25 protein-coding genes and 1 pseudogene are annotated in these 26,215 nt (G+C 44.2%); 15 read left to right on the top strand and 11 right to left on the bottom strand.

Annotated elements, in window-relative coordinates:
• Nucleotides 1–505: pseudogene (locus AACR09_RS21700) on the bottom strand (chromosome partitioning protein ParA); the annotation flags it as partial.
• A gap of 39 nt (nt 506–544) precedes the next feature.
• Nucleotides 545–1,879 carry a sphingomyelin phosphodiesterase gene (locus AACR09_RS21695; protein ID WP_050052474.1) on the bottom strand — a complete coding sequence of 445 codons (1,335 nt, stop codon included), beginning with the start codon at nt 1,877–1,879 and terminating at the stop codon, nt 545–547.
• Between the two features lie 401 nt (nt 1,880–2,280).
• Between AACR09_RS21695 and AACR09_RS21690 the strand changes: the two genes are divergently transcribed.
• Nucleotides 2,281–2,802 (top strand): DUF2058 domain-containing protein, encoded by a 522-nt coding sequence (locus tag AACR09_RS21690; RefSeq protein WP_193835692.1) that lies wholly within the window; start codon nt 2,281–2,283, stop codon nt 2,800–2,802.
• A gap of 128 nt (nt 2,803–2,930) precedes the next feature.
• Here the strand turns inward: AACR09_RS21690 and AACR09_RS21685 are convergent, their stop codons facing one another.
• From AACR09_RS21685 to AACR09_RS21670, 4 genes are all read right to left on the bottom strand, one after another.
• Nucleotides 2,931–3,152, bottom strand: a complete 222-nt coding sequence (locus AACR09_RS21685; RefSeq protein ID WP_193835691.1) for a hypothetical protein — start codon at nt 3,150–3,152, stop codon at nt 2,931–2,933.
• A gap of 218 nt (nt 3,153–3,370) precedes the next feature.
• Nucleotides 3,371–4,843, bottom strand: a complete 1,473-nt coding sequence (locus AACR09_RS21680) for an aerolysin family beta-barrel pore-forming toxin (protein WP_193835690.1) — start codon at nt 4,841–4,843, stop codon at nt 3,371–3,373.
• 465 nt (nt 4,844–5,308) lie between these two features.
• Nucleotides 5,309–6,070 carry a YdcF family protein gene (locus AACR09_RS21675; RefSeq protein ID WP_193835689.1) on the bottom strand — a complete coding sequence of 254 codons (762 nt, stop codon included), beginning with the start codon at nt 6,068–6,070 and terminating at the stop codon, nt 5,309–5,311.
• 375 nt (nt 6,071–6,445) lie between these two features.
• Nucleotides 6,446–7,330, bottom strand: a complete 885-nt coding sequence (locus tag AACR09_RS21670) for a LysR family transcriptional regulator (protein ID WP_193835688.1) — start codon at nt 7,328–7,330, stop codon at nt 6,446–6,448.
• Nucleotides 7,331–7,462: 132 nt separating this feature from the next.
• Here AACR09_RS21670 and AACR09_RS21665 point away from each other — a divergent pair, with 132 nt between their 5' ends.
• Both AACR09_RS21665 and AACR09_RS21660 read left to right on the top strand, forming a co-directional pair.
• Complete coding sequence (locus AACR09_RS21665) at nt 7,463–8,473, top strand: aldo/keto reductase (protein ID WP_193835687.1); 1,011 nt, start codon at nt 7,463–7,465, stop codon at nt 8,471–8,473.
• Nucleotides 8,474–8,482: 9 nt separating this feature from the next.
• Nucleotides 8,483–8,875: a GlcG/HbpS family heme-binding protein gene (locus AACR09_RS21660; protein WP_061024914.1), complete on the top strand. Its 393-nt coding sequence runs from the start codon at nt 8,483–8,485 to the stop codon at nt 8,873–8,875.
• Nucleotides 8,876–8,985: 110 nt separating this feature from the next.
• On the opposite strand, the gene AACR09_RS21655 is transcribed toward AACR09_RS21660, so the two are convergent.
• The 3 genes from AACR09_RS21655 to AACR09_RS21645 all read right to left on the bottom strand — a co-directional run bounded on the left by AACR09_RS21655 (nt 8,986) and on the right by AACR09_RS21645 (nt 11,955).
• On the bottom strand, nt 8,986–10,359 hold the full coding sequence (locus tag AACR09_RS21655) for an L-cystine transporter (RefSeq protein ID WP_017085107.1): 1,374 nt from the start codon (nt 10,357–10,359) through the stop codon (nt 8,986–8,988).
• A gap of 184 nt (nt 10,360–10,543) precedes the next feature.
• A complete protein-coding gene (locus tag AACR09_RS21650) occupies nt 10,544–11,239 on the bottom strand; it encodes an NAD-dependent epimerase/dehydratase family protein (protein ID WP_102442782.1) in 696 nt (231 codons plus the stop codon).
• Between the two features lie 230 nt (nt 11,240–11,469).
• Nucleotides 11,470–11,955 (bottom strand): pilus assembly FimT family protein, encoded by a 486-nt coding sequence (locus AACR09_RS21645; RefSeq protein WP_017083467.1) that lies wholly within the window; start codon nt 11,953–11,955, stop codon nt 11,470–11,472.
• A gap of 718 nt (nt 11,956–12,673) precedes the next feature.
• Here AACR09_RS21645 and AACR09_RS21640 point away from each other — a divergent pair.
• The 9 genes from AACR09_RS21640 (at nt 12,674) to btuD (ending at nt 21,599) form a co-directional block, all read left to right on the top strand.
• Nucleotides 12,674–13,285, top strand: coding sequence for a flavin reductase family protein (locus AACR09_RS21640; RefSeq protein ID WP_193835686.1), 612 nt, complete (start codon nt 12,674–12,676; stop codon nt 13,283–13,285).
• A 44-nt stretch (nt 13,286–13,329) separates the two neighbouring features.
• Nucleotides 13,330–14,412, top strand: a complete 1,083-nt coding sequence (gene cobT, locus AACR09_RS21635; protein WP_193835685.1) for a nicotinate-nucleotide--dimethylbenzimidazole phosphoribosyltransferase — start codon at nt 13,330–13,332, stop codon at nt 14,410–14,412.
• Complete coding sequence (locus tag AACR09_RS21630) at nt 14,412–15,218, top strand: adenosylcobinamide-GDP ribazoletransferase (protein WP_193835684.1); 807 nt, start codon at nt 14,412–14,414, stop codon at nt 15,216–15,218. Before cobT ends, AACR09_RS21630 begins: the two co-directional genes overlap by 1 nt.
• A gap of 9 nt (nt 15,219–15,227) precedes the next feature.
• Entirely contained in the window at nt 15,228–15,848 is a 621-nt protein-coding gene (gene cobU, locus AACR09_RS21625; protein WP_193835683.1) for a bifunctional adenosylcobinamide kinase/adenosylcobinamide-phosphate guanylyltransferase, read from the top strand.
• Nucleotides 15,849–15,857: 9 nt separating this feature from the next.
• The gene (gene cobC, locus AACR09_RS21620) at nt 15,858–16,475 is read left to right on the top strand and encodes an alpha-ribazole phosphatase family protein (protein WP_048611870.1); all 618 of its coding nucleotides are present in this window, start codon (nt 15,858–15,860) and stop codon (nt 16,473–16,475) included.
• Nucleotides 16,476–16,621: 146 nt separating this feature from the next.
• Nucleotides 16,622–18,418 (top strand): M3 family oligoendopeptidase, encoded by a 1,797-nt coding sequence (locus tag AACR09_RS21615; protein ID WP_193835682.1) that lies wholly within the window; start codon nt 16,622–16,624, stop codon nt 18,416–18,418.
• A 278-nt stretch (nt 18,419–18,696) separates the two neighbouring features.
• The gene (locus AACR09_RS21610; protein WP_017057427.1) at nt 18,697–19,725 is read left to right on the top strand and encodes a succinylglutamate desuccinylase; all 1,029 of its coding nucleotides are present in this window, start codon (nt 18,697–18,699) and stop codon (nt 19,723–19,725) included.
• A gap of 133 nt (nt 19,726–19,858) precedes the next feature.
• A complete protein-coding gene (gene btuC, locus AACR09_RS21605) occupies nt 19,859–20,854 on the top strand; it encodes a vitamin B12 ABC transporter permease BtuC (protein ID WP_017083474.1) in 996 nt (331 codons plus the stop codon).
• Nucleotides 20,841–21,599: a vitamin B12 ABC transporter ATP-binding protein BtuD gene (btuD, locus tag AACR09_RS21600; RefSeq protein WP_193835681.1), complete on the top strand. Its 759-nt coding sequence runs from the start codon at nt 20,841–20,843 to the stop codon at nt 21,597–21,599. The genes btuC and btuD overlap by 14 nt, the downstream gene beginning before the upstream one ends.
• Before the next feature lie 53 nt (nt 21,600–21,652).
• Here the strand turns inward: btuD and AACR09_RS21595 are convergent, their stop codons facing one another.
• Nucleotides 21,653–22,066 (bottom strand): RidA family protein, encoded by a 414-nt coding sequence (locus AACR09_RS21595; protein ID WP_193835680.1) that lies wholly within the window; start codon nt 22,064–22,066, stop codon nt 21,653–21,655.
• Nucleotides 22,067–22,092: 26 nt separating this feature from the next.
• Nucleotides 22,093–23,028: an NADP-dependent oxidoreductase gene (locus AACR09_RS21590; RefSeq protein ID WP_193835679.1), complete on the bottom strand. Its 936-nt coding sequence runs from the start codon at nt 23,026–23,028 to the stop codon at nt 22,093–22,095.
• A 184-nt stretch (nt 23,029–23,212) separates the two neighbouring features.
• Between AACR09_RS21590 and AACR09_RS21585 the strand changes: the two genes are divergently transcribed.
• The 3 genes from AACR09_RS21585 to AACR09_RS21575 form a co-directional block, all read left to right on the top strand.
• A complete protein-coding gene (locus tag AACR09_RS21585) occupies nt 23,213–24,139 on the top strand; it encodes a LysR family transcriptional regulator (protein ID WP_193835678.1) in 927 nt (308 codons plus the stop codon).
• A gap of 165 nt (nt 24,140–24,304) precedes the next feature.
• Nucleotides 24,305–24,664: a DUF6559 family protein gene (locus AACR09_RS21580; RefSeq protein ID WP_193835677.1), complete on the top strand. Its 360-nt coding sequence runs from the start codon at nt 24,305–24,307 to the stop codon at nt 24,662–24,664.
• 369 nt (nt 24,665–25,033) lie between these two features.
• Nucleotides 25,034–26,215: lytic polysaccharide monooxygenase (locus AACR09_RS21575; RefSeq protein ID WP_228010810.1), on the top strand; the 1,182-nt coding region annotated here is incomplete at its 3' end.

Raw genomic sequence — 26,215 nt, 5'->3', positions numbered from 1 at the left:
CTGCGAATAGCTGGTGGGCCAACTCTCCCCATACTTGCTGTGCAGATTGTTTGAATAGGGCAACACGATCTTCAAGAGCCTCTATGGATTCAAGTGGGATGGTACTTTGGGCTAATTGCCAGTCGACTGATAGCTGCGGATAGTCGCTCAGTAACTCAAACCATATGCTCGGCAATTCTGATTTCAACCGTGCGAGTTGCTCTGCGCAGTCATCGCGTTGTTGACAAAGCTTCCAGAACCCATCGAGTTCATCGAATAAAGCCTTACCTTCGAATTCACTCAAGTTTTCAGCAAGAATTTTACCGTCCAGTGCTCCAGCTTGGGCTTGATTGCTGTGCGATGCGGAGTTTTCCGAACTGGCGGTTGCAGTAGGGGTGGAATTATCGTCAGCAGTTGTCGTAGAAACACGCGGCTTAGCTTCAGTGTGTTGAGCAGAAGATCGGGGTGTTTCAGTGGATTTTGATGACCACGAATAGCCAACAATGCTCGCCGTTAAGACGAGCACTAGGATTAATATAACTCGATGCATTATGGGTTCACCGAGTTACTTGATCACGGCACTAACAGGGAAGTGGTCTGAAAGGTTGTAGTGCTTCCATAGCTCACTGCTTGTTGATCTTGGGACATCCACACGATTGTCGTTATGAGCTTTGGCGCCATATTCCGAGCTTACTACCACATAATCGAGATACTCAACGTTTTCACCACCCGACATAGGTTCGCCCGCAAAGTTGTTGATGCGTGGGTCAAAGGTTGAAGCGGTGTAACCAGAGTAGGTTGGTTCATCAGCTTGCAGGTTAGCGAACATCTGTTGGTAGTCATCTGGGAACTTGAGCTTGTTCACGTTGAAGTCACCGCTATAAATAACCGTCTCTGAAGTTGGTATTTCCAGTGATTGAGCAAGCTGACGCATCTGTTTAAATTGGCGCTGTCGATAATCACGAGCGGTGTCCGTATCGAATGATGCCGTGTGGGTACCGAATACATGGTAAGCCTGACCATTCTTGATAACTTCGGCGTAGTTAACGCCTTTATCAGCAAAGCAATCTGTGCCCGTACAATCAGGGAAAACATACTGAGCTTCGTTAACGATAGGATAGCGGCTGACAATGATCACACCACCGTCGTATATGTTAATCCCATCTTTATCGAGCATTTTAGTTTGATAAGGATACTCTTTCGCAAGCTCACGCAAGAATTCATCTCTGCCGTTGGCAAACACCTCTTGAAGCGCCAACACGTCGTAGCCCTTTACGTATTGAGGGAGAAGATCGTAGCGGTCACCAATATGTGAAGCGATGGCAGGCAGCGCCCAGATGTTATAGGTCATGACTTTGAGTGTATTGGCATCTGGCTCTGGTTGCTCATCCACTTTTGGTGGAGTGATGGTGTAATAAATATCATCGTAGCGCGCCGTAGAATCGGCTTTAAGTGCTAGCTCTGCATTAACCCCGAATGCATCGGTTGTGCTGCGATGAATATTACGATCGTCATGCAACGTTAGGTTGACGTCTGCGGCACTCAAGCCATGTTGCAGTGTCGAGTTGTACCAATGACCTTTCATGGTTTGGTTGAGCGTGACACTCTCTCCTACAGCGTTCGATACCACAGTGTCAAACTCATAGGTCTTCCCAGATTTCACACCAGTCCAGCGATTAAAACTGATCAGCTTCTTCGTCTCCCAAGGGCCAATCTGTTCAACATGCTGTTGCCACTCATCACCGAACTGAAGCTGGTCGGTGCCTGTGTGATTGGTTTGAATCGTCATTACTTGGCTAGTGTTATTGGTCAGGTACACATCGGTATCTGCAATAGCCGAGGTTGAAATGAATGAAGCTGATGCAAGTATCGCACTCAGGCAAGTCCATTGAGTTTTCATTTTCACGTTATCCTTACTGATTGGTTTAAAGAATAACGTAGTAAAGAGTTGTGACATTGGAGTTATAACTCTATGGGAATTATCCAAATATTAGATATATGCCATGGTTTTATAAATTAGATTACTCATTGAAAATTAACATATTGCTTTGCCTGAATGATAAGTGATACGCGCGCACGCTAAAAAATAGAGGAACGATCTGGGTTTAAGGGTAAGTCACTAGTGGTTGTTTTCGTGGAAATCATAGGTCGGTAAATAACCAGAAATGGATGCTGTGAATCACGATAAGGGAAAACGCTAACCGCCTTGCTCTATCAGCATAAATTTTGCCATTGTTCAGTAAACAGATTCCTCAAAAACAGGTATGATAGTGTCGTTTTTAATCCTGAACTGGGAAAGTCATGGCAAAGTTAACACTCCAAGAGCAAATGCTTAAAGCTGGCTTGGTAAATGAGAAAAAATTAAAGAAGGCGAAGAAGGGCTCTAAAAAGTCTCGCGTTCAGTCTCGTGAAGCAAAAGCGGCAGCAGAAGAAACTAAACTGGCGCAGCAAGCGAAAGACAAAGAGTTAAACCAACAGTTGAAAGAACAGCAGTTGAGCAAAGAAATTAAAGCTCAAGTGAAGCAACTGATTGAGATGAACAAGATCAAACAGAAGAACGGTGAGATCAAATACAACTTCACCGATGGTACGCTAGTTAAATACCTTTACGTAGAAGATCTGACTCAAAAGCAACTAAGTAAAGGCATTCTAAGTATCGCGCGTCAAGGCGAAAGCTATGTTGTTATTCCTACTGCGGTAGCGAACAAGATCGCGATGCGTGACGAAGAATCTATCGTTGATACTCAAGCTTCAAGCTCAGATGAAGTTGACGAAGATGACCCGTACAAAGACTTCGTGATCCCAGATGATCTAATGTGGTAATCCGTTTTACCTAGCTCCATTCTAATGGCGAGCTAAGTTTACAGGATCTAAGAATGCAGCGAACAATCACTCGATTGGCGCTGCATTTTTTTTGGCGCGAAATGACTTCAACAAATCCTGAACAACGCTTAGTGTTCTGAAATGCCGTAAACAAGGCTATCATTGGCACTTGCATGATCGATAAAATCAGCATTAGCGCGCTGTTCGTGTTGGTCATAGCCATCGAAGTAACAGTCGCCAATTTCATTGCGCGGGCAAACGTGAATGTGGTCTTTGATGACCAGTTCGGTAGAACAACATGGGCAGTGTTTTACATGTCCAGTGAGTACCGTAGATCGATTTGGTTTCATACATCCTCCTGATAGGCACTGTAATCTGATTGCCTATTTGCACCCTAAGTTACGCAAATTAGTGTGTCGTTATGATTTCATTTTTAAGTCAATGAAAAACGATTCAGAAAGTGAATACTTAACGGCTAATGCAGATAAATGACTGAGAGAATGTAAGACGAATCAAGCCCAGAGCAGATGCAATGGGCTTGGAATAACAGCTGAAACTTTCTATGGGCTTATTGCTGCATTGGGGTAAGCGTTAGCTGTGCGCTGCTATAACCCAGTTGCGCTAGAGCCGCAGGGTCGAAGTCAGTCAGAACTTCGATGTCACCGACGTAGTAGGTTGTGTAAGCGGTAGAAGGTGTCATGGCGTTAAATGAATCAATAGAGTGCTCGGTACCAATATCGATCATTCCAGAATATTGTGACTCCGCACTAAACTGGCCTGAAACATAGGTGTAGAAAGGACGGACACTGGCACCTGCGGCGTACTGCATGCTACTCAAGCCATTGGTGTTGATTGCCCAGCTCCAATCCCACCATTTCATCTCTCCAGGAATATAGCGGTGATCCCATTGGTAACGAATATTGGCTTGATCTTCGCTGGTGGTTCCCATGGTAAAGGTGTGTGAGACAGTCGGGCGGTTTGTTGGATGTGAGCTTAGCGCATTGCCACTATAACGGAGGAAACCTGTGAAGTTCACGTCGTAACTCATGCTCGTTTTGATACGGTATGGGTATGAAATGGTAGAGCGCAAGAACTCAACCTGAAAGGGAAGTACTGAGTTCGCTGGTACTGTGATGATGGCTTGTAGGTCAGTCGGCTCAAAGCGAGCGCGACTGTTGGTATCAGAGAAGCGCTGGCCTTCTTCCAGCGCGACTCTTACCTCTGTTTTTCCAACTTGCGGCCAGTGAAAGGTCTCATCAATGACGACTGAATCAGCAAGGTTGAAGCGTTGTGTTTTACTCCATTGTGTGGATTGCTGAAAATGAAGGTCGACGATGATTTGTTTAGGCTGTTCGCTATCATTGATTGCATAAGCCGAGACGGTTTCAATCAGCTCTTGGTCGGTCTCTGTTATAGAACCGTGTAAAAACGATGTGCTATCGAGCGTGTAAGCGAAGTTATCAACAGTGATGGTTGTCTTCTCATTACAACGCTCACCGGTACAGATTCCATTGTTATTCCCTTTGATCTCCCAACCATGGTTAAGTTGCTCTATTGCCATATCTTGACCGACGTAACGCCCGTTATTGCCGCTAACCCAAGCGTAACCAAGACTATGAGCCAAGTAACTTAGCGGCCTGATAAAGTTCGTGTCGTCATTGACTAAAACTCGTTGAACTTCAAGGTTACTGTTCTCTTGAATAGCTTGTGCTTCGTAGTATGGCAAGCCCGCTTCTGGTGTATTGGGGTAGCACCAGGTTTTGTCGCTTGGTTGACCTGGTTTAATGAGGCCATGATAGCCGGAGCCCATGATCACCCAATCATGCTGAAGGCCAACAATGTCCCAAACATTCATGCGGGATATCAGGGCTGTTTTATGTTCTTGAGCTTCTGAATTGTTGAGAGCGCGATAGTCGAAACGACAGATATCTTCTCCAAGTTTGTCTAAGACGATTTGGTCTGAGTATATCTTCGCATGAGCTGTAAAAGAGATTACCGATAGGGCAGTGCTAAATAGAATGGTTCTACTGACGTTAATCATTAATAAGTTCCTAAATGCCATTATTTGGCTATTTTTATTAGAATCGAGTTATTAGATTTTATTGATATTATTTAAAGCCGAGGGTTACTAGCGGGGTGTACTCTGTCATATAAAACAATGCCAAAAATACTGAAATGAATTGAAAATAAATACTTATAATTATCAGTCGTTTATGTTGATTGGCTTGTTGTTTGATAAAGGATTATCTCGATTGTTTTCAATTAGTTTCAACTATCAAAATATTAGGTGGTTGATTGTTGAACGTTTATATTTTCGTAGCCTTGCCATTTGGAAAATTGGCTGTGTGATTAGCTAGCAGGAATAGTTGCCGAATGGTAAGAACAGACGTAGATGAGAATAAGAAACGGTGTTGTGATAGGCAGGATCAAAAAATGCAGCCAACAACCGTTCGATTATTGCTGCATCTTTGTTTTATATGGCTCTAGTTAACTCAATTGAACGTGATTAAGCATCACCTGGCTTTTCGCGTTTGCTGTTCCAACCCATAAAGTTGTAGATGTTGTAACGAGCAAAGCCAATCTGTTCATGCAAAGCAAAATCTGTAACCGCAAAGTTGTACCACAATGGCAACCACGAAACTTGAGCGGCCATATAGTCGGCTCTCACTGGAATAACATTCAAGCCGAAGTGGTTGAAATAGAGCTCGCTGCGACGAATATGTAGGCCAGATGAAACCAACACAATGTTGTCGAATTTATGATGCTTCATTAGGTCACTAGTGAGCTGTGCATTCTTCCAAGTGTTGACGCTATTTGGCTCTTGAATGATGTCACCCATCGGAACGCCAAGTCTCAGCAATTGTTGTTGATAAACTTCTGCTTCGGTAACACCGTTATTTTGTGCATCGCCACCACTGATGATCACTTTGCATGTGGTTTGGGCTTTGGCGCAATCTTTATATTGACTGGCTGTTTCGCTGATTCGGCCAAAAGAGAAAAAGGCTGGCTCGAACTCTTGCGTGCTTTTAATTAACTGGGTTCCCGCACCCAGAAGAACAATGGCGTTATTGTCAGACCATTGGATATCAGACTTACTTTCGTAATCGGCTTGTAGGTCGTTCAGTAAGTAACGAGGAATTAAGCCTGAACCAATCAACACAAATGACGATATAAGAACAAGAGATAAAAACAGAGAGGTTTTTCGCCACTGAAGTAAACGTGTAAAGCCTACGAATAGCAGAAGAAGTAATAATATAATAAAGCTCATGAGGATCCTGTTATCTAACTGGTGCCAAAATGATGTGACATACTGAAGCGGTGCATCATATATCAGTTATGTTAATCGTTCATAGCTAACTCATTGTATTATTGAACAAATGCACGATTTCTTTCTATTAAACACAATCATCGATGAGAGCATTCGAAAAATCGCTTTATTCTTGTTCGATAATCCCATTCTAAATATAGGTATATAAACCAAGAGGGCTATTTAAACCTTATTTCGTGTTATTTAATTTATCTGTTCATCGGCTTCTCATTTTTTCAATTTGTTAGATCTGCTCTCATATTCTTAAACTACCAAATCTTCAAGCTCTTAAACAATCAAGCTCTCCAGTTTTCAAGCTCTTAAATTATCAAGTTTTCAAACTCTCAATTTTTCAAAGTAAGCCTGAACAAATTTCACGAACACTTGGTGTTTCTTTGCCGGATAAATAACTTGCGGATAGAAAAGGTAAATACTGTTGCCTTGTTGCAGACATTCATCAGGCAGCACTTGCTCTAACTCTCCAAGCTCGACCTCTTTCGCAACGTAGTAACTTGCAATACGGATGATGCCACTGCCTGCCATAGCTTGTTGTTTGAGCAAGTGGTTGTCATTGCTTGAAAGCCAACCGGACACATCAATATTTGCCGATTTTAAAGGCCACTCGGTTTGGTGCAGCGTTGCTAAGCATTGATGGTCATTTAAGTCGTTGGCATTGTTGGGGCGGCCAAACTGATCAAGATAGCCAGGAGTCGCGACTAAATCATGCTGATAGCTAATCAAGTGTTTCGCCACCATGTTGTCAGGTGGCGTATTGGTGGCGCGAAACGCGATATCGATATCATCTAGGTTTAGATTAAAGTTGGTGTAGCTACTGTTTATCTCAAAACGGATTTCTGGATATTGCTGCCTAAACTGTTGGCAGATATCGAATAGATATACCTCAGTAAACATCTTTGGCGCAGTAAGGCGTAATAGACCTTTTACGATGTCGTGTTGCTCTGAAACGCTGCGCTCAAGCTGTAAAACTTGCGAACGAATCGTTAAGCCTTGTTGTAACGCGCGTTCGCCTTCTTGGGTTAAACGAACACTGCGCGTGGTTCTGACCAAAAGCGGGCATTGTAAGTCGTTTTCTAAACGTTTGATCTGCTCAGAAAGGTAGCTCTTAGAGATACCGAGCTTTTCGGCTGCCTTGGTAAAGTTGAGTTGCTGAGCAAGTTCTACAAACAGGATCAGTCGTTCAATTCTTTTGTGTTCGTTCATTCGCGCGTTCCTATCAACCTATTGTTCGTCATATCAAACAATCATTTCGTAACTAGCATATTCTGTTTTTTTAAAAGAACAATATGATAGAGGCATATTTCTGGTCAGCAAATCTTCTAAGCGAGAATCGATATGACGAACAGCACTGAATCTACAAACAAAACGAGTGATAAAAAGAGTATCCCATTATCAAACCATCTACCGAATGTTGGGCAAATTGCCTATGGTTGCATGGGCTTAGGTGGTGGATGGAATGATAATCCAGTGAATAGTGCGGATGTTGCTCAAACACGAAGTGTAATCGACACCGCACTAGAATCCGGTATTAACTTATTCGATCATGCGGATATCTATACCTTCAGCAAAGCTGAGCAAGCCTTTGGTCAAGCTTTACAACAAGCCCCTGAGTTGCGCGAACAGATGTTCATTCAATCTAAGTGTGGGATTCGTTTTGAAGGTGAGGGCAATGTTGGTCGTTATGATTTCTCGGCTGATTGGGTAAGCCAATCGGTAGACGGTATTCTCAACCGATTGAATACTGAAAAGCTAGATGTGCTGTTATTACATCGCCCTGATCCTTTGATGGAACTCGATGAGCTGGCAAGAGCGTTAGAGCACTTAAAAGTGCAAGGTAAGGTCGACTTCTTTGGTGTGTCGAACATGAACAGCCATCAAATTCAGTACCTACAATCTGCGCTCGGGCAGCCCATTGTCGCGAATCAAGTTGAGATGAGCTTAGCCAAGCTGGATTGGTTGAATGATGGGGTGATGATTAACTCGCAAGGGCATCATCAATCAGATTTCGTCGCAGGCACACTAGAACATTGCCAAATGAATAACATTCAACTGCAAGCTTGGAGCTGTTTGGCACAAGGCCGATTTGCTGAGCAGGGTTTGTATTCAGAACATGAACACGTGAAAAAGACAGCGCACTACGTGGCTCAGTTAGCAAATCAATATGGCGTAGAAAGTGAAGCGATTGTGTTGGCATTTTTGCTTCGTCACCCTGCTCGTATCCAACCTGTTATTGGCACCACAAATCTAGACCGAATCAAAGCTTCAGCGGTAGCGACTCAGATAAACCTGTCTCGTGAAGAGTGGTACAACTTATACGTGTACTCACGTGGTCAAGCATTGCCATAAGGAATGAATATGTTGAATCAAAAGATCGCGCAACAACTGGTGTCTAACGCTCTCGACATTGCTGAGCATAATCAACAAGCAATCGCAGTGAGCGTGTGTGATACGCACGGAGAGTTATTGGCGTTTATTCGCATGGATAATGTGAGCGTACAAGCCGGGTTGTTAGCACAGAACAAAGCTTATACGTCTGCAAGAGACAGACAACCAAGCGGTAACTTAGGCGCTTGGGCGAGAGAAACCGGTAAAGATTTAAGTTACTGGACCGACTCAAAGATCACTGGCTTTAAAGGCGGTGTTCCCATTGAGATAAAGGGGCAGGTGATTGGCGCTATTGGTATCAGTGGATTGAGTGAAGATGACGATGAAGCACTGGCTGAGAAAGTGATTCAGTTGTTGCTTTAAGTTCTGCCGTTTACAAAGTGACTCTGATAAAAGACAGATAATAAAAAACCGATGCATTTGCATCGGTTTTTTGTTTAACGAGACTCAAGTTATTGAATCAATCGAATCCATTAAGCGTTCGCTTGTTCCAGATCTTGTTGCTTGTCTTTCTTACCCATTAGGCGGCTTGTGATCGTACCGGCTGTCATTGCACCAGATACGTTAAGCGCTGTACGTGCCATATCGATAAGGGGTTCTATAGAGATAAGCAGTGCTGCAATCGTTACAGGAAGGCCCATAGCAGGAAGCACGATAAGTGCCGCGAACGTTGCACCGCCACCTACACCAGCAATACCGAATGAGCTCACTGTAATGATAGCAATTAGAGACAGAATGAAGTTGATATCCATTGGGTCGATACCAACCGTAGGCGCAACCATGACTGCTAGCATGGCAGGGTAGATACCCGCACAACCATTCTGACCAATCGTCGCCCCGAAAGTTGCAGACAGGTTAGCAATCGCTGGTGGCACATTTAGCTTAGTGATTTGAGCTTCAACGTTCAGTGGAATCGTTGCAGCAGAACTACGCGAAGTGAAAGCGAACGTTAGGACAGGCCAGATTTTTTGGAAGTACTCTTTTGGGTTTACACCAACAAAAGAAACCAACACACCGTGAACGACAAACATTAGGATAATAGCTACGTAAGAAGCAACGATGAAACCGAGTAGGCTTAGGATGTCTGAAGCACTCGATGTTGCGACTACTTTCGCCATTAACGCAGCGATGCCGTATGGCGTGAGTGCCATGATCATCTTAACTAAGCGCATAACGATAGATTGCGCAGCGTCAACGAAAGTACGGATCGGTGATTCTAGCTCTTCTTTCTCAGCCATTACTTTACGAGCAGCAATACCTGTTAGCACGCCGAAGATAACAACCGCAATGATTGAAGTAGAACGAGCACCGGTTAGATCAGCAAACGGGTTAGTCGGAATGAAACTAACCAGCATTTGTGGAATGGTTAGGTCAGAAACACTTCCCATGCGGCTTTCTAGTGTTGCAATACGAGCTGTTTCACGCGCGCCCTCTGTTAAGCCTTCAGCCGAAAGACCGAATGCTTGAGCCACTGCAATACCAACAATTGCAGAGATCGCTGTTGTTGCGAGTAATACTGAAATAGTGATACCAGAAATCTTGCCCAGTGAACCGCCTTTTTCAAGCTTCACTACAGCCGCAATCATTGAAACCAAGACTAATGGCATGATCACCATTTTAAGCAACCCAACGTAACCACGACCAACGATGTTTACCCAGTCTAGTGTCTCTTTGATGATGGGATTGCCTTCACCAAATAGCAGCTGTAGACCAAGGCCAAATGCACTACCAAAAACTAAACCGAGTAAAACGAGGCGAGAAAGTGTGTTTTCTTTTTTCTGCTGTCCGTAGAGAAAAAAGAGGATACCAGTGAATACCGCTAAGGCAGCGATAGCTGAAAATGACATTTGTTTTCCTTATGAATAACTCTAAATCAATTAGGCACCTAGATGTATAGGTGTCAGTACTGCTGCTAAAATAACGTTCTGTTACAAAACGTAAAATAAGGAAAAGTAATTTATTAGAACGATTAGTAATATCCACTCAATGGTATGGGTGGATATTCAACATTGTGATGAATAGGTGAGCTTTTTAGCGATATTTTGCCAATAAATTGAGCATGTCACTTGACGAGTAAATTTCGGTATTTTTGAAATTATTTTCGAATAATCGGAACAACATTGCCTTCGCGACGTCTTCCGCTTGAATAGGGCGTAGGTTTTTGAACTGACCAAACATAAAGGGAGAGACTAAAGGAAAGATGCTTTGCAGGAGTTTTTCATCGGCTCTTGGTTCATCACGTTCACCAACCAGCGGCCCCGGACGTGCGATGAAAAGTTGCTTGAAGCCAATACGTTTTAAGTTTTGCTCCATTTGCCCTTTGCAACGAAGGTAGTGTGAATAAGAATCTGGTGAAGCGCCATAGCTCGAAACGACGGCAACGCGTTGTACCCCAAGAAACTTCATCGACTGTGCAACTTGGCTAACCAATTCAACATCGACTTTGCGAAGTGCTTCTTTTGATCCTGCCTTTTTCTTAGTCGTACCTAAGCAGATAACGCCAAGTTTAGGCGTCGCATTCGTATCATCCCAACTCGTGACTTGCAGGTCATTGTGAATGAGTGTGTGGAGTTTATTGGAGTCAAACTGTGCATTGAGTGATCTTCGGGATAACGCATAGATATTGTCGACAGCGGGCTCATCAATGAGCTGCCTCATCACATGATGACCAATTAGCCCTGTTGCACCAGCCACAACAACCGATGTTTTGTCTCCAGCAATGCTCATGGTTATCCCTAACGTATATGTAAGTTACTGTTTTTAATTTAAACCTTATTTAGGAATGTTGGCAATTTCTTCGCTGGTAATGTGAAGGTGCATACAAATTGTCAATTCCATGTCGGCAAAGTGGCTAACAACAAACCGAAGCAAAGGTGAAAAACAGCTCACGAGTACGAGCTGTTTTAATTAACTGTAAAAGCAGGTGTTAGGTTTAGTAAGACTTCACGGCGCTTGAGTTAACACCCGTCATAGAATTTATTGATTGTCAGATCGCCAATGTTGATGACTTGGCTTTGATTCGATGTGTAAGATCGTGTGAATTGAACAAAACAGTTATAGCTTCCCAACTCTCCAAACTTCCTTTCTCTGCCTGTGTAGACAATAAGGGTAGGGTTAAATTGAGGTCCGTAGCTCAATAGATGGTAGTTTTCCGTTTCCATAGCGTTTTCAACATTGTCAGAGTCGAGAGCGATCGTTCCCCATCGTATCCAAATATTTTGATCTGAGAGCTTTGCTAGTTTTTCCTTCTCTAAACCTTCAATAGTGGCTTTACCCATCACGATTTCGTTTGTTGCGTTGAAAGCGCCAATGAATCCATCGAGTGTGGCTATCCTGGCATCAGAGTTCAGGTTCAAAAATCGTGGTGCTGCAGTCACTGAGAGAATGCCTAAAATGATGATAGTCACCACCATTTCAATTAACGTGAAGCCTTTGTTTTCCATAAGTACCCTTAATAACTGACAGGCAAATATTAGCAACAAGATTTAATATGTAAACGGATCTGAGATTTATGTAAGTTCATAAAATGTAAGGGATAATTTACATTGAGTGATAAGTGTACCAAAGCAATTTGATTTACTTATTTAGTGGTTTTGTTATGTACTAAATGTCTAATTAGTTGGACTGGGTAGCTGTTCGGTTGATTTTTGAATAAAGAGATAGGAAGTGGTGTCAGTAGAGATAACAAAGCCCGCTGGGCGACGGGCTTTGTTACTTACTTTGCTGCTTTCTAGGTGAAGGATAGTGGGATTTTCCTTACCTTTTTGCTGGTTTTCTTACTTGATTTATTTGGTTTTCTTTTACTTGAGTTTGGAATCATTACACCTCCTAAATCGTTGTTCTGTTTTGTCTTTCAATCGATTGTCTTTCTTTGTGTAGCGTCAGTGTTGTGGGCATTCACTGTATGGGTACTTATCAATGGAGAGATTAACAAGTACTTTAGTTAAAGCATAAACGATGCCAAAATGTAAGTTATTGATAAATCTATTATCAGTATTGTAGGTGTTTTAGGGTTCGTCAATTTGATTGTCAATTTGAGAAAAAACCAGTGTGATCTGTTTAAATTAAGAACACTCTCTACGGTTTCTGTTGATTAGGCATAGATACAGCATTGCTTAACACGTAAACTGAGTCGTAATTCACATAGACCAAGGACGTGCTATGAACCTCAAGCTTGATACTCTTGCTCCCACTCAGATTTATCACCTGATGACACAAACCGTTGTCCCTCGCCCTATTGCGTGGGCATTGACGGAATCTTCTGACCAAGAGTACAACCTAGCGCCTTTCTCTTATTTCACGCCTGTTTCTAGTAATCCGCCGCTACTGATGTTATCGGTTGGGAAAAAGCCTTCAGGTGAAATCAAAGATACCACTCGCAACGCCCTTGAAACGGGGAAGCTAGTGATTCACATTGCTTCTTCAAGTTCTGCAGAAACAATGACAGCGACAGCAGCTACCCTTGAACATGGTGATTCGGAAGTCACCGCGAATAATATTAAACTGGTTGAATTTGAAGGCTTTTCTTTACCGAGAGTAAAAGAGTGCGCGGTTGCTTTTGGCTGCACCTTATACGAAGTAAAAGAGGTTGGAGAGGTGCCACAAAGCCTCATTTTTGCTCAAGTCGAAACCGTGTACATTTCCGAAGATGTGATCGATAAAGAGAGTGAACGTCTTAAGGTTGATGCGTTGGCATTGGACCCACTGTCTCGACTTGGTGGCGGTGAATACGCGACGCTTTCTAATGTGTTCTCTGTTGCTCGCCCAAAATAGCCAATCCTAAATTAACGTACCCAGAATAAGCGTTTTTAAAAACTATGTTAGATACCCAATACTCACAGTACATCCAACACCGAATTGACCAAAAAACCAAGCCGCTCGGTGCGCTTGGCTTACTAGAAAAAGTCGCTCATCAATTGGCATTGATTCAGAGCCAAGGCAAAGAAGCTGCGGTTGAACACATCGAATTGAATAAGCCAAGTATCATCATTTTTGCTGGCGACCATGGCATAGCAGATGAAGGCGTGAGTATTGCTCCAAGTGCCGTAACACAGCAGATGGTGTTGAACTTCTTAAGCGGTGGCGCGGCGATCAATTGCTTCTGTGCGGTGAATAATATCGATATCACGGTAGTCGACACGGGGATATTGTTGCCTGTGGAATCAGACAGTGACATGTTGATCTCTCAGCGCTTGGGTACGCGAACCAATAACTTTGCCAATGAAGCGGCAATGAGTTTAGAAACGGTTGAACGTGGGATTGAACTGGGTACAGAGCTTGTATCTAGAACCATTTCGAACGGCACCAATATCATCATGTTTGGTGAAATGGGCATCGGTAATACCAGCAGCGCATCAGCGATCTTAAGTGCATTAGCGAATCGTGCTGCAGCGGAGTGTGTTGGCCTAGGAACAGGCATCAACAATGAACAGCTTGCACGTAAATTGGCTGTGGTTGAGCAAGGTGTTGCGCGTTGCAAAGGTTTAGAGCTTAAAAAAGTTAAAGAGCTTGCAGATCTTACAGATATTAAAGGGCTTAAAGATATCAAAGAGGTACTAGCACAAGTCGGTGGCTATGAAATCGTTCAAATGGTCGGTGGTTTCCTTGGCGCTTACCAGAACAGAACACCAATATTAGTCGATGGTTTTATCGTATCGGTTGCAGCGTATGTCGCGACCTTAATTGAACCGAACTGCCGTGATTACATGATCTTTGCTCATCGCTCTGAAGAGTCAGGGCACAAAATTCTGTTAGAACTGCTAGACGCTGAGCCACTGCTCGATCTTGGATTGAGATTAGGCGAGGGCACGGGTGCAGCGCTAGCTATGCCGATTATTCGTGCGGCAGCCGAGTTTTATAACAACATGGCGAGCTTCGAAAGTGCTGGAGTCACGGTTTAATGAGTGATGTACCAGAAAGATCGTTGAGAGATCGAGTCACTTACCAGTGGGAGCTGTTTGCGCTGGCGATGGGCTTCTTTTCTAGTTTACCAATGCCAAAGAACACGCCCTATTCATCGGAGCGAATGAACCGTTCTGGTCGCTACTTTTCAACGGTTGGTTTGTTACTTGGTGTTCTATGTGGCGGTGTGTTTTTGCTACTTGATACGGTACTGCCGAGTGCAGTGGCGATTTTCTTGATGATGAGTTTTAGCCTGATGCTCACAGGTGCATTCCATGAAGATGGTTTGACTGATATGGCGGATGGCATTGGTGGCGGCATGACTCTAGAACGTCGTTTGACCATCATGAAAGACAGTCGAATTGGTACCTATGGCGCGTCTGCGTTGATTATGGCTTTGCTTGGCAAGTGGGTGCTGTTGCATGAGTTGGTCAACATGACGGCTCTGTTTTTGGTTATCGTGACCAGTTATACCTTCAGCCGTGCAATTGCTGCATCGCTGATTTACGACATGCCTTATGTCAGCGATTTAGATACCAGTAAAAGCAAGCCATTGGCCAACAAGCAAACCAAAGGCGAACTTGTCTTCTTATTGCTTGTAGGCGTGTTGCCTAGCTTGTGGTTTGGTCTTGAATTCGCTTTGGTTTTATCTGTCGTCGCCTATCTGTTCAGAACAGGTTTCAAAAAGTGGTTAACGGCTCGAATTGGCGGCTTTACTGGCGACTGCTTGGGGGCCGCTCAACAGTTGATGGAGTTACTGATTTACCTTGTATTCATTACTGCATTTTACAATGGCTTTCTATAACGGTTTCCTATGACAAACACGAATCAAACTATTCAAGCTAATCAAATTAATCAAGCAAGTCAGCGTAACAGCCATTTGGTATTGGGCGGGGCTCGTTCTGGTAAGTCGAGTATTGCAGAGCAACAAGCATTATGTGCGTTTGAAGCATGTTCAAATGGACGCCTCAATTATATTGCGACAGCGACATATCTTGATGATGAAATGCGAGAACGAATCGCGCACCATCAACAACGTCGTGGCGAGCAGTGGATTGAGCATGAAGTACCCGTCGAATTGGCTGAAAAACTGCAGTCTTTTGAGAAAGAAGATGTGGTGCTGATTGACTGCCTAACCTTGTGGTTGAATAACATCATCTTTGAACTGGGAGATGAGGCAACCAATGAACAGGTTGAAACCGTGGTTGAAGTATTGGTCAAAAGCGTCGAGCAAAGCCCGGCACAAATTATTATGGTGTCTAACGAAGTTGGCTTAGGTGTGGTGCCGCTGGGTAAAGTGTCACGCTTGTTTGTAGACAATGCGGGACGCATGAACCAAGCGTTAGCTCGGGTCGTTGAACGCGTTACGCTGGTTGCAGCAGGATTACCACTGAGCTTAAAACCATCTAATCACTTGCTTGATACTCAAGGCTAGGTCGCACACATGGTTAATGGAACAACTAAAAACATCTATTTATTAAGACATGGCAAGGTCGAAGGCGAAGCAGCACTTAACGGATTGTCAGACGTGTTGGTCAACCCTGATCTTCAATATCAGATCTGTGGAGCTCTCGCTAAACAAGACATTATCTTTGATAGTGTGGTTTCCTCGCCACTCAGACGATGTGGTGATCTTGCGAGCTTGTTTGCAGAGCGTATGTCAGTGCCTTTATCAGTTGCACCAGACTTTCAGGAAATGAACTTCGGTGAAGTAGATGGTGTCCCATTTGATGAACTTGAAGACAAGTGGGGAATGTTAGAAACCTTTTGGCAAGATCCTGCTAATCATCAATTAACTGGCGCAGAAAGTTTACAGGGCTTCCACGACAGAGTAACTCAAGCTTGGTCGCAACTTTTGAATGATCCAAGTGACAATATATTGTTGGTTACTCATGGTGGTGTGATTCGCATATTGTTAGCGCACTGCCTTGATATTGATTGGAAAAACCCGAGTCTGTACTCGAAGTTGTCGATAGGAAACGCATCGATAACGCATATTCAAATCACTCAGTTTGCGCAGAGTTTTATCAGTGTAAAGTCGATAGGGTTACCTGTTCTCTGAGTGTTAAAAATACACGGTTTTAAGAATTAACAATCTATTAAACCTGTTAATAGAAATAGAAACAGAAATATAAATAGAAGTATAAAGCGGCGTTTACAGCCGCTATACCAGATTGGTATTACTACCTACGTGAAAGGAATTTAGTCATGACAACTCCAAGTTGGGATTTAAGCATTGCTTATCGCGATCTTGATGATGCAAAAATCGAACAAGACATCGAACTGATTCAACAATGTATTGAACTGTTGTACCTGCATGTTGAAAAGCGTCACATCATTCTGGCAATGCAAAACGCAATCCAGACCTCAGAAGCGGCAGGCACGTTACTCAGCACTATCAATACCTTTGCTAACTGTCACGCGTCGGTAGACGCGACGCACACAGAAGCCAAAGCACTGCTTGGCCGTGTAGCGAAGCTGAACTCTGAAATGTCTCAAGCGTTCAGCCCTTACGAAGACACGCTAATTCACGCAGAGCCAGAATTTATTGATGCAGTATTAGAGCATGAGAGTGCGGATGTTGCAGGGCAACGCTTTGCTATCGAAAGCTCACGTAAGTTATCAAGCAGTCGACTCAGTGTTGCTGAAGAGCAGTTATTAGCTGCGATGAAGGTTGATGGCCGTGATGGGTGGGGTCGTTTATACGATAACCTAACCGGTTCTTTAAAATTGTCGCTAAAGCTGGACGGTGAAGACGAAGCTCTAGGTTTTTCACAAGCTGCGAGCCTGTTGTACGGCAGCGAATTCGACAAACAAGAACCTGCATGGCGCGCCGTTCAAGGTGCGATGAAAACGCATCAAGAGTCTTTTGCTTCGATCCTAAATGCATTGGCGGGTTGGCGACTGACTGAAAACAAAAAGCGCTCGAAGATTAGCGATGTACATTTCCTAGACCCAAGCCTACACGGCAGCCGCATTGTGCCAGAAACGCTAGACACCATGATGTCGGTAGCCAAAGCTAATCGAGCAGTCGGCCAGAAAGCAGGCCTGTTAATGGCAAGAGTTCACGGGCTTGATGAAATGAAGCCTTGGAACCATTTAGCAGCAATGCCACCGCTGGGTGACAGCGAATCTAAGGTTTATCCATTTGATGAAGCGATCGAAGTGATCAAAACCGCCTTCGCTGAAGTAAATCCAGAGATGGCTGATTTCGTCGCATTAATGGTTGAGAACAGTTGGATTGATGCCGCTCCAGCTGCCAATAAACGTTTAGGTGCGTACTGCACTAAATTTGCTGCGACACGCACCCCGCTTGTGTTCATGACATGGAGTGGTAGCCGCTCAGACTTAATGACATTAGCGCACGAGCTAGGCCACGCGTTCCACAACTGGGTGATGAAAGACATGCCGTTGTGTCAAACACGCTACCCAATGACGCTAGCAGAAACCGCTTCGATCTTTGCTGAAAACATCGTTCGTGACCATCTATTGAAGCAAGCACAAACACGTAATGAGAAACTTGAAATGCTGTGGGAAGAGCTTTCTTCTTCTTTGGCATTAATGGTGAACATTCCCGTTCGTTTTGAGTTTGAGAAAGCCTTCTACGAGCAGCGTGAAAAAGGTGAGCTCACGGCTCAGCAGCTGTGTGACTTGATGGAAACGACTTGGAAAGAGTGGTACGGCGCTGCAATGACAGAAGCCGATCCTTACTTCTGGGCGAGCAAGCTGCACTTCAGCATCTCTCAAGTGAGCTTTTATAACTATCCATACCTGTTCGGTTATCTGTTCAGTAAAGGTGTTTACGCTCAGCGCGATGCGAAAGGCGAGCAATTCTACGGCGATTACGTTTCGTTGCTTCGTGATACGGGCAGCATGATGGCGGAAGAAGTCGTTCAAAAGCACTTAGGAATGGACCTGACTCAAGCTGATTTTTGGCAACAAAGCATCGACATGGTCAAAGTTCAAATCGATGAATTTGAAAGATTGCTCGATCAGGAAGATTAATTGATCTCAATCTGTTCATGGCAGGTAAGAGCTGTGTTAGCTTACGTGGCTCTTATCTTGCTGACATGACTTGAGAAAAGCTGAGACAGCCAAAAGTTGCTTTAAATAGAGAAAGTTATTTGGAACAGATGTCGGTTAGTAAAGTCAGCAGGTAATATAAAAATATATGGGTAGTATTTGTGAGTGATAACGGAGTTTCTATTGATAAGTGCGATCCTAGCAACACAATTTCTATGTACAATTTATTAACATACGGCCGTGCAATTAAGGAGTAACGCATGACGAAGACCCTCTTTCGCCAATCATTTCTTTTTGACAGCCTAGATCTTGAGCAAGAAGTGGTTGCAGGACAGACCGTACTGAGTAACGGTGTTCAAATTAAGCTTCATCAACGCGGTGTATTGGAAGTGATTCCCGCTGAGTATAATTCTGAAACCAAGAACATCATCTTTTCAACAGGTGTTCACGGCGACGAAACTTCACCAATGGAGCTGATTGATAAGCTCATTGAGGATATTGAAACAGGCTTCCAAGTCGTGACAGCAAGATGTTTGTTCATCATTGCTCACCCAGAAGCAACCAACGCGCATACTCGTTTTCTTGATGTGAATATGAACCGTCTGTTTGATGAAAAACAGCACGAGAGTAATCGAGAAGTGGATATTGCGAAGAACCTTAAGTACTTGGTTACTGAGTTTTACAAGGAAACGGTACCTGCGACTCGTTGGCACTTAGATTTGCACTGCGCGATCCGTTTGTCTAAGCATTACTCTTTCGCCGTGAGCCCTAAGGTTCGCCACGAAGTTCGCAGTAAAGCCTTGTTCGATTTCATCAACAGCGCTCACGTTGAAGCTGTGTTGTTGTCGAATGCGCCAACGAGCACTTTCAGTTGGTACAGCGCTGAAAACTTCGAAGCGCAAGCACTGACAATGGAGCTAGGGCAGGTAGCAAGAATTGGTGAGAACCAGCTTGATAAGCTTACTGCTTTCGATTTGGCAATGCGCAATCTGATTGCTGAAATAGAACCAGAGCATCTACCAAAGAAAACCATTACATATCGCGTAAGCCGAACCATTGTTCGTTTGCACGATGACTTTGATTTCATGTTCTCTGATGACGTAGAAAACTTTACGGCATTCAAGCACGGAGAAGTGTTTGGTCATGATGGTGATAAGCCATTGATGGCGAAGAATGAAAACGAAGCCGTGGTATTCCCAAATCGTAACGTTGCTATCGGTCAACGAGCGGCCTTAATGGTGTGCGAAGTTGAAACACGATTCGACCACGGTCAGCTTGTGTACGATTAATACCGAGCTGGGTTAAAGCGACGAAAACAACCGCTCAACTGGTTGAAATATCAAGGTTCACAATACGGTGTGAGCCTTGAGTTTATTTAGGGATACAGGTAAGGTTACGCGAACAATTTCAAAGTAGCTTGATATGGATTTCCAACAACTTCTTCACCAAAAACAGCGCAAATGGACCCGAGCCATTTATCTGATGGCAGCACTGCTTGTCGCGCTGAGTGCGATTTACCTAATGGTTGGCGATCTTTTCATTTCCCCTCTGGGCACCTTGTCCACGTTAGAACAAAAACTACTGGTTGATTTACGCTTACCTCGATTATTGGCGGCTATTGCCATCGGGGCAGGGTTAGCTGTATCTGGCGCAAGCCTACAAGTCTTATTGGGTAATGTATTAGCAGAGCCAGGTGTGCTCGGCATTTCTGGTGGCGCAAGCTTGGCGATGGTTATCGTACTGTTCTTCTTGCCGTTTGCTCCTACACCAGAACTGTTCATGATTGCCGCCGTTTTAGGTTCACTTTGTTTTACCGTGATTCTAGTAAGCATGGTAAAAACGATGCGGCTCACCACGGCTAAATTACTGCTGGTGGGTGTCGCATTAGGCATTCTTTCTGGCGCGATGGTGACATGGGCGTTCTATTTTAGTGACGACTTAAGCCTACGCTTACTGATGTATTGGCTGATGGGCAGCTTGGGTGGCGTGACTTGGTATCAACACTCGCTCACGTTAGTGATGATCCCCGTGATTATTTGGTTGTGCCTGCAAGGTAGTAAGCTAGATAAGTTAATGATTGGCGAGACTCATGCTGCACAGTTAGGCGTGAATGTTCCGAGATTACGTTGGCGTCTAATCTTCGCTGTGTCTATTTTAGTCGGCTGCGCGGTTGCCTTAGGTGGCGTGATCAGCTTTGTTGGCTTGGTTGTGCCACACTTGTTGCGCTTAGCGATTGGTACTGACAACCGATACCTTCTTCCTTTGTCTGCCGTTGCTGGTGCTGCATTGCTGGTATTTGCTGATATCTGTGCAAGAACTTTATTAGATTCAGCAGAGCTGCCTTTGGGTGTGATGACCACCAGTATCGGTGCGCCTATCTTCATTTGGATGTTAATTAAAAATCATGATTCAAATTAGGAGCCTGAGCGTCGGCGCTCGTTTATTACCATTATCATTTGAGCTCAAGCAAGGGCAGGTGACTCATGTCATCGGTCCTAATGGCAGTGGCAAAAGTACCTTACTAGAAGCGATATCTGGCGTTGGTGATGGCTACAAAGGTGATATAAAGCTCGACGGACAGGACTTGTCAGTATTATCACTGCAAGACTTGTCATTACATCGTGCTTATCTTTGTCAAAGTGCAAGGCCTGCCTTCAACTTGGAAGTGTTCCAATACCTTGCGTTGTCACTGCCAAGTTCATCACACGGCCTTGATATTGAAATCAACGCAGCGTTGGAAGAGATAAGCCAGATGTTGGACATCACAGACAAACTTCATCGTTCAATTCAGACACTGTCTGGTGGTGAATGGCAACGCGTTCGTTTGGCCGGAATGTGCCTGCAAATTTGGCCGACGCTTAACCCATACGCGAAGCTGCTGATCCTCGATGAACCCGCAGCTCCACTAGATATTGCGCAAGAAGCCTTACTCTACAAACTCATTGAACGAGTGGCAGATAAGGGTATCGCCGTGATCATGGCCAACCACGACTTGAACCGGACCTTAAGACATGCAGACCAGGTGTTGTTGCTCGACAAAGGTGTACTTCAAGCATCAGGTCGTGCAGAACAAGTTCTTACGCCTGAACAGCTAGAGTCCGTGTTCAACACTGAAGTCAAAAGTATCTCAGTCGAGAATCAAACTTACCTGTTGTTTGGTTAAGCCTTTATCGTTTGGGTAAGACGGTTGAATCTTAGGATTGGAAAGCTCGGCAGTTATCGGGCTAACATCATCTCATATTCAACCATCATATCTGGCATCCCTAAACGTTGAACATAGCGCAACGTGCCTGTCGCTGGTTTTACTTCAACATCCCCTAAAAACTCTTCCCAGACATGAGCAATGCCTTCGAATTGGGCAGAGTTTACTTCGTTGGTAAATGTCCAATCCGTCCTGACAATGTCGTTAACACTAAATCCAGCTTCTTCTAAGAATGCCTTCATTAGGTCTAAAATCAATCGTGTTTGAGCAACAGGATCATTAGGGTGTTGAGTGATAAAGTCCGGGTTACAGTCAGCATGTCCTGTCACAAAGAATACTTCGCTGAACTCACTTAGTTTCAGTCCCCAACTAAACGCATTGCTCATATCGGGTAGGTTCTTATTACGAAAAGCTTGTTTAATGGCCATTTTATATCCTCTTTCCTTGATAGTGTTTACAGCGAAACTTCCAATACGATTTTTCCTCGAGCACGTTTTGATTGACTTAACTCCTGTGCTTGAGCGGCTTTAGATAGTGGGAACACCTTATCGATGTTCACTTTAATTACGCCATCATCAATTAAAGCGGCAATACGTTGTAGATCTCTGGCATTGGGTGAAACCCACCAACGTTGAAAATTTACGCCTAGTTGCAGTGGTAATGCGCTTTCAATGTCATCTAACAGTGAAACTACGTTGCCACCTTTTCGTACCACTTCGAGTGAACGCTCCGCGATGCCATCACCCCCAACAGCGACGAGTACAGCATCTAACTCATCAACCTCGTCTTCAAAGCGTTGAGTTTGGTAATCGATGAATTGATCGACGCCTAAAGCCATTAAGTAGGCTTTGTTGCTGGATGATGCTGTTCCGATAACATAAGCACCGAGCGCTTTCGCTATTTGAACCGCAAAGCTGCCAACACCTCCAGATGCATTGTGAATAAGGACACGTTGACCGGCTTTGAGTTGGCAGCCTTCAACAAGTGCTTGCCATGCTGTTGTTGCGGCCAATGGCACAGCTGCAGCGGTCACTATGTCGAGAGACTTAGGCGCACTTGCTACTAATCCACTATCGACAGCAAGATATTCGGCGTAGGCGCCTTGTTCAGAAATGGGCGCATATACATAGACCTGCTCCCCAAGTTTGAGGTTGCTTACATTGTTGCCTTTTTCGACAACTTGTCCTGCTGCATCCCAGCCAACAATGAGTGGCATTTCATGTTGACCGCTAGCCTGTAAGAATCCCTCTCTTACCATCCAGTCGACAGGGTTTACCCCCGCGCCTTGTACTTTGATCAGCACTTGATTTGGGGTGATGGTGGGTTTAGCTATATCGCCGAACGTTAAGTTCTGCGCACTTCCATACTCTTCTAAATACACGGCTTTCATCGTATTTCCTTATAAGTGAGTCATCTGATTTGTTTTTCTAACAGCGGGTTAATCTGCTTGTGGAACTCACTTTGCCCAACTTGTTACTTATCGTCTAATTGATGATTGGTATAATATGCATTGATTAATATGATGAGTTTGTCGATACTCATTCACTAACTCCCTGTGTAATTAGGCAAGTAAGATGGCGAATGTCGATCTGAATTTAATGGTTATTTTTGATGCAATCATGCAGGAAAGCTCGATTACCGTGGCCGCAGAACGATTGTCGATGACGCAACCGTCGGTATCGAACGCAGTCTCTCGAATGCGCCATGCTTGGAAAGATCCTTTATTCGTGAAACAAGGAAGAGGGATTCGCCCAACCCCTTACGCCGTCGAGTTGTGGAAAATGATTGGTGAGCCGCTAGAGGCAATACGGATAGCAACAGAGCGTGATGAGTTTAATCCTGCGACGTTAAAGCGCACGTTTAGAATCGCAACGACAGATTGGATGGCAGATCTGTTTTGGTTGCCGTTAAAGCAACGAATAGAGCGTGAAGCGCCTGACGTTAATATTCACGCCGTACCTTACAACGTCAATGGAGAAAAGTTATTGCTCAGTGCCGATGTCGATATGGTCTTGGATTATTTCGAAGGCAACTCAGCTCAAGTACAAACTCAGCATCTATTTGATAATCACTTTGTGTGCGCAATGCGTGCCGATCACCCGTTGGCTAGTGAAGAGCTATCGCTAAGTGCTTTTGCTAGTGCTGATCATTTGTTGCTCTCGTTATCAGGTGAGGCGACAGGCGGGGTAGACATGCTACTAGGACAGAAGGGAATGAAACGGCGCATCGCCATGACGGTGAACCACTGTTACTCCATACCTAGGTTGTTAATCAATACTGACATGATCACGACGATTCCATTACCGATAATATCGGATAGCGTGAGCAAGGGAGATCTGGTGATTAAGAAAACGCCATTCACCATGCCGCCGGGGCCCATCTCGATGTCTTGGCATGTGCGCCATCAACGTGACCAAGGTACGTTATGGTTGCGTGAGAAAGTGCTTAGTGTTCTGAACCATGGTTTACCTAAGAATTTACTTTTTGATCCGTTTCTATGAGAAGCGGTGCAAAGAGTATTCGTCTCGAAATTGCTTTTTCGCATTGTTAATCAGTATATTACTGACGTTATATATTGAGCATCGTCATAAAGAGTGACATTCTAAGTGTTGCTCAAATCTGAACAACACTTGATGTGATATTTGTAAATTGGAAGGGGAATTAGAGTGTTTAGATATATTCAGCGACGAAGGATCAAAAAGGTTATTAAGCTACTGTCTGCAAGGTTGGTAAAGAGCTATGGAAGCAGTGACTTTTTCTCGATCGGCCAAGTCGAAACGAGTTCTCGTGAATTGAGTAAGCGCCAACAACAAATCGCATTGGCTTTGTTTGCTGATTCACAAGATTTAGATGTTGAATTAGTTCCCACTATCCAGCTGTTACGTAATGATGTGTCTAATGACTTCTTCGGTGGCGAGAATTACACCGCGCGTGATGTGCTCAATCTCTTGGGTGGAGGCGGCTGGAAGGGCGGTCGTATGGACGATGACATGTCACATCGCTTTGGTATGCATAGCCGTTATTAAATATCTTCCTACTATCTAACGCCTTTATATCCCCAAAGCGGCTTAATCATAAAGTCGCTTTTTTATTCATTTTGAATAATGTTCCCTCAATCAACACAGAATACTGAAATGTCATAATTCGAAGCAACATCATCTATCTACAACGCATTTGTTTGAGTTGTGTGATGCTGATTCCTATCAATATAAAACCCGCTGTTATTGATAAAATTGACGTATATATTTTTCGTTGTTCTTTAAGTCAGAAACTATAAACCCTCGAATGACAGTGCTGGTTGGCTAGTAACCAATTGGTTTTGTGTTTAGGGTAAAATAATAGAGAGTGGGAAAGTGACAATAATAAATAATAATATTCTAAAAATAGCAGTGGGTATGGCTATGCTATCGAGTGTGCCGTCAGTGGCAAATGCTCATGGCTGGTCTGAATTTCCAAGTGCACGTCAGAACACGTGTTACGAGCAAGGCGGGGTTTGGTCAGGTACACCACCGAATGCAGCATGTGCTCAAGCGAAAGATATTTCTGGATCATACCCGTTCGTTCAACGTAACGAGTATGCGAAAAATATCCAAGATTTCAACAACATCAACGCTGTAAAAGCGGCGATTCCTGACGGCACGTTATGTTACGCCAATGATTCGCAAAAACGCGGCATGGGTGCACCTCATACTGGTTGGACTCGAACCGAGCTAAGCACAGGTACATTTGAATATGTATTCAACGCGACTGCACCACACAACCCGTCATTCTGGGAATTCTACCTAACGAAACCAAACGCAGACCTGAGCAAAGGTCTAGCGTGGGGGGACTTAGATCTTATCCAAGAAGTGGGGAATGTTCCTGTAAGCGGTGGCAAATACCGTATCAACGTGACGATTCCTTCAGACCGCTCTGGCGACGCAATCTTATACGTACGTTGGCAACGTGATGATGCCGCGGGTGAAGGCTTCTATAACTGTTCTGACATCACTATCGCAGGTGGTACACCCCCCCCACCAGAGCCGGGTCCTGAGCCTGATCTAGTCCGTGGCGACCTGTTTGTTTCTGACCAATTTGGTACTCCACAAGTTGGCGACACCGTTAAGTACGACATCATCAACAAGTATGGTGAAGTAGCGCGCAGCTTCGACATCGTCATCGACGCTTCAAACGTTAACGATTGGGCTCGTTTGTTGGCTTCAGAAATTAACGGCTGGCACGAAGAGTTTAAAGATGGCGCGATCTTCATTGGTGATTGGCACGCTGAAATGCAGCACTACATGTACTTCCAAAACGATCCTTCACGCAACTTCTTCAACTCAAAAGATAGCCGTGCTTCTGGTCAGTTAACGCTGATTGATGGTGGCGACGGTGGTGTTGAACCATTGAAAGGCGACATCTACGAGCTAGTGAAGAGTGACAACGTAGTGAATGTTGGCGACAAAGTTATGATTGCAACAAGCGAAGCGGCGACATTGACTCAAACTCAAGGTTCTTCAGTAAGCATTCAAAATAACGGCACGGCTTCTATCGTAGTTGATACCACTGGCATCACTGCAAACGAAACTCTATCGTTT

Source organism: Vibrio sp. OPT20 (genome assembly GCF_963889365.1).
Taxonomy (GTDB): domain Bacteria; phylum Pseudomonadota; class Gammaproteobacteria; order Enterobacterales; family Vibrionaceae; genus Vibrio; species Vibrio splendidus.
Note: the sequence above shows the minus strand (reverse complement) of the source record. Positions and strands in the feature narration are given on the sequence as shown.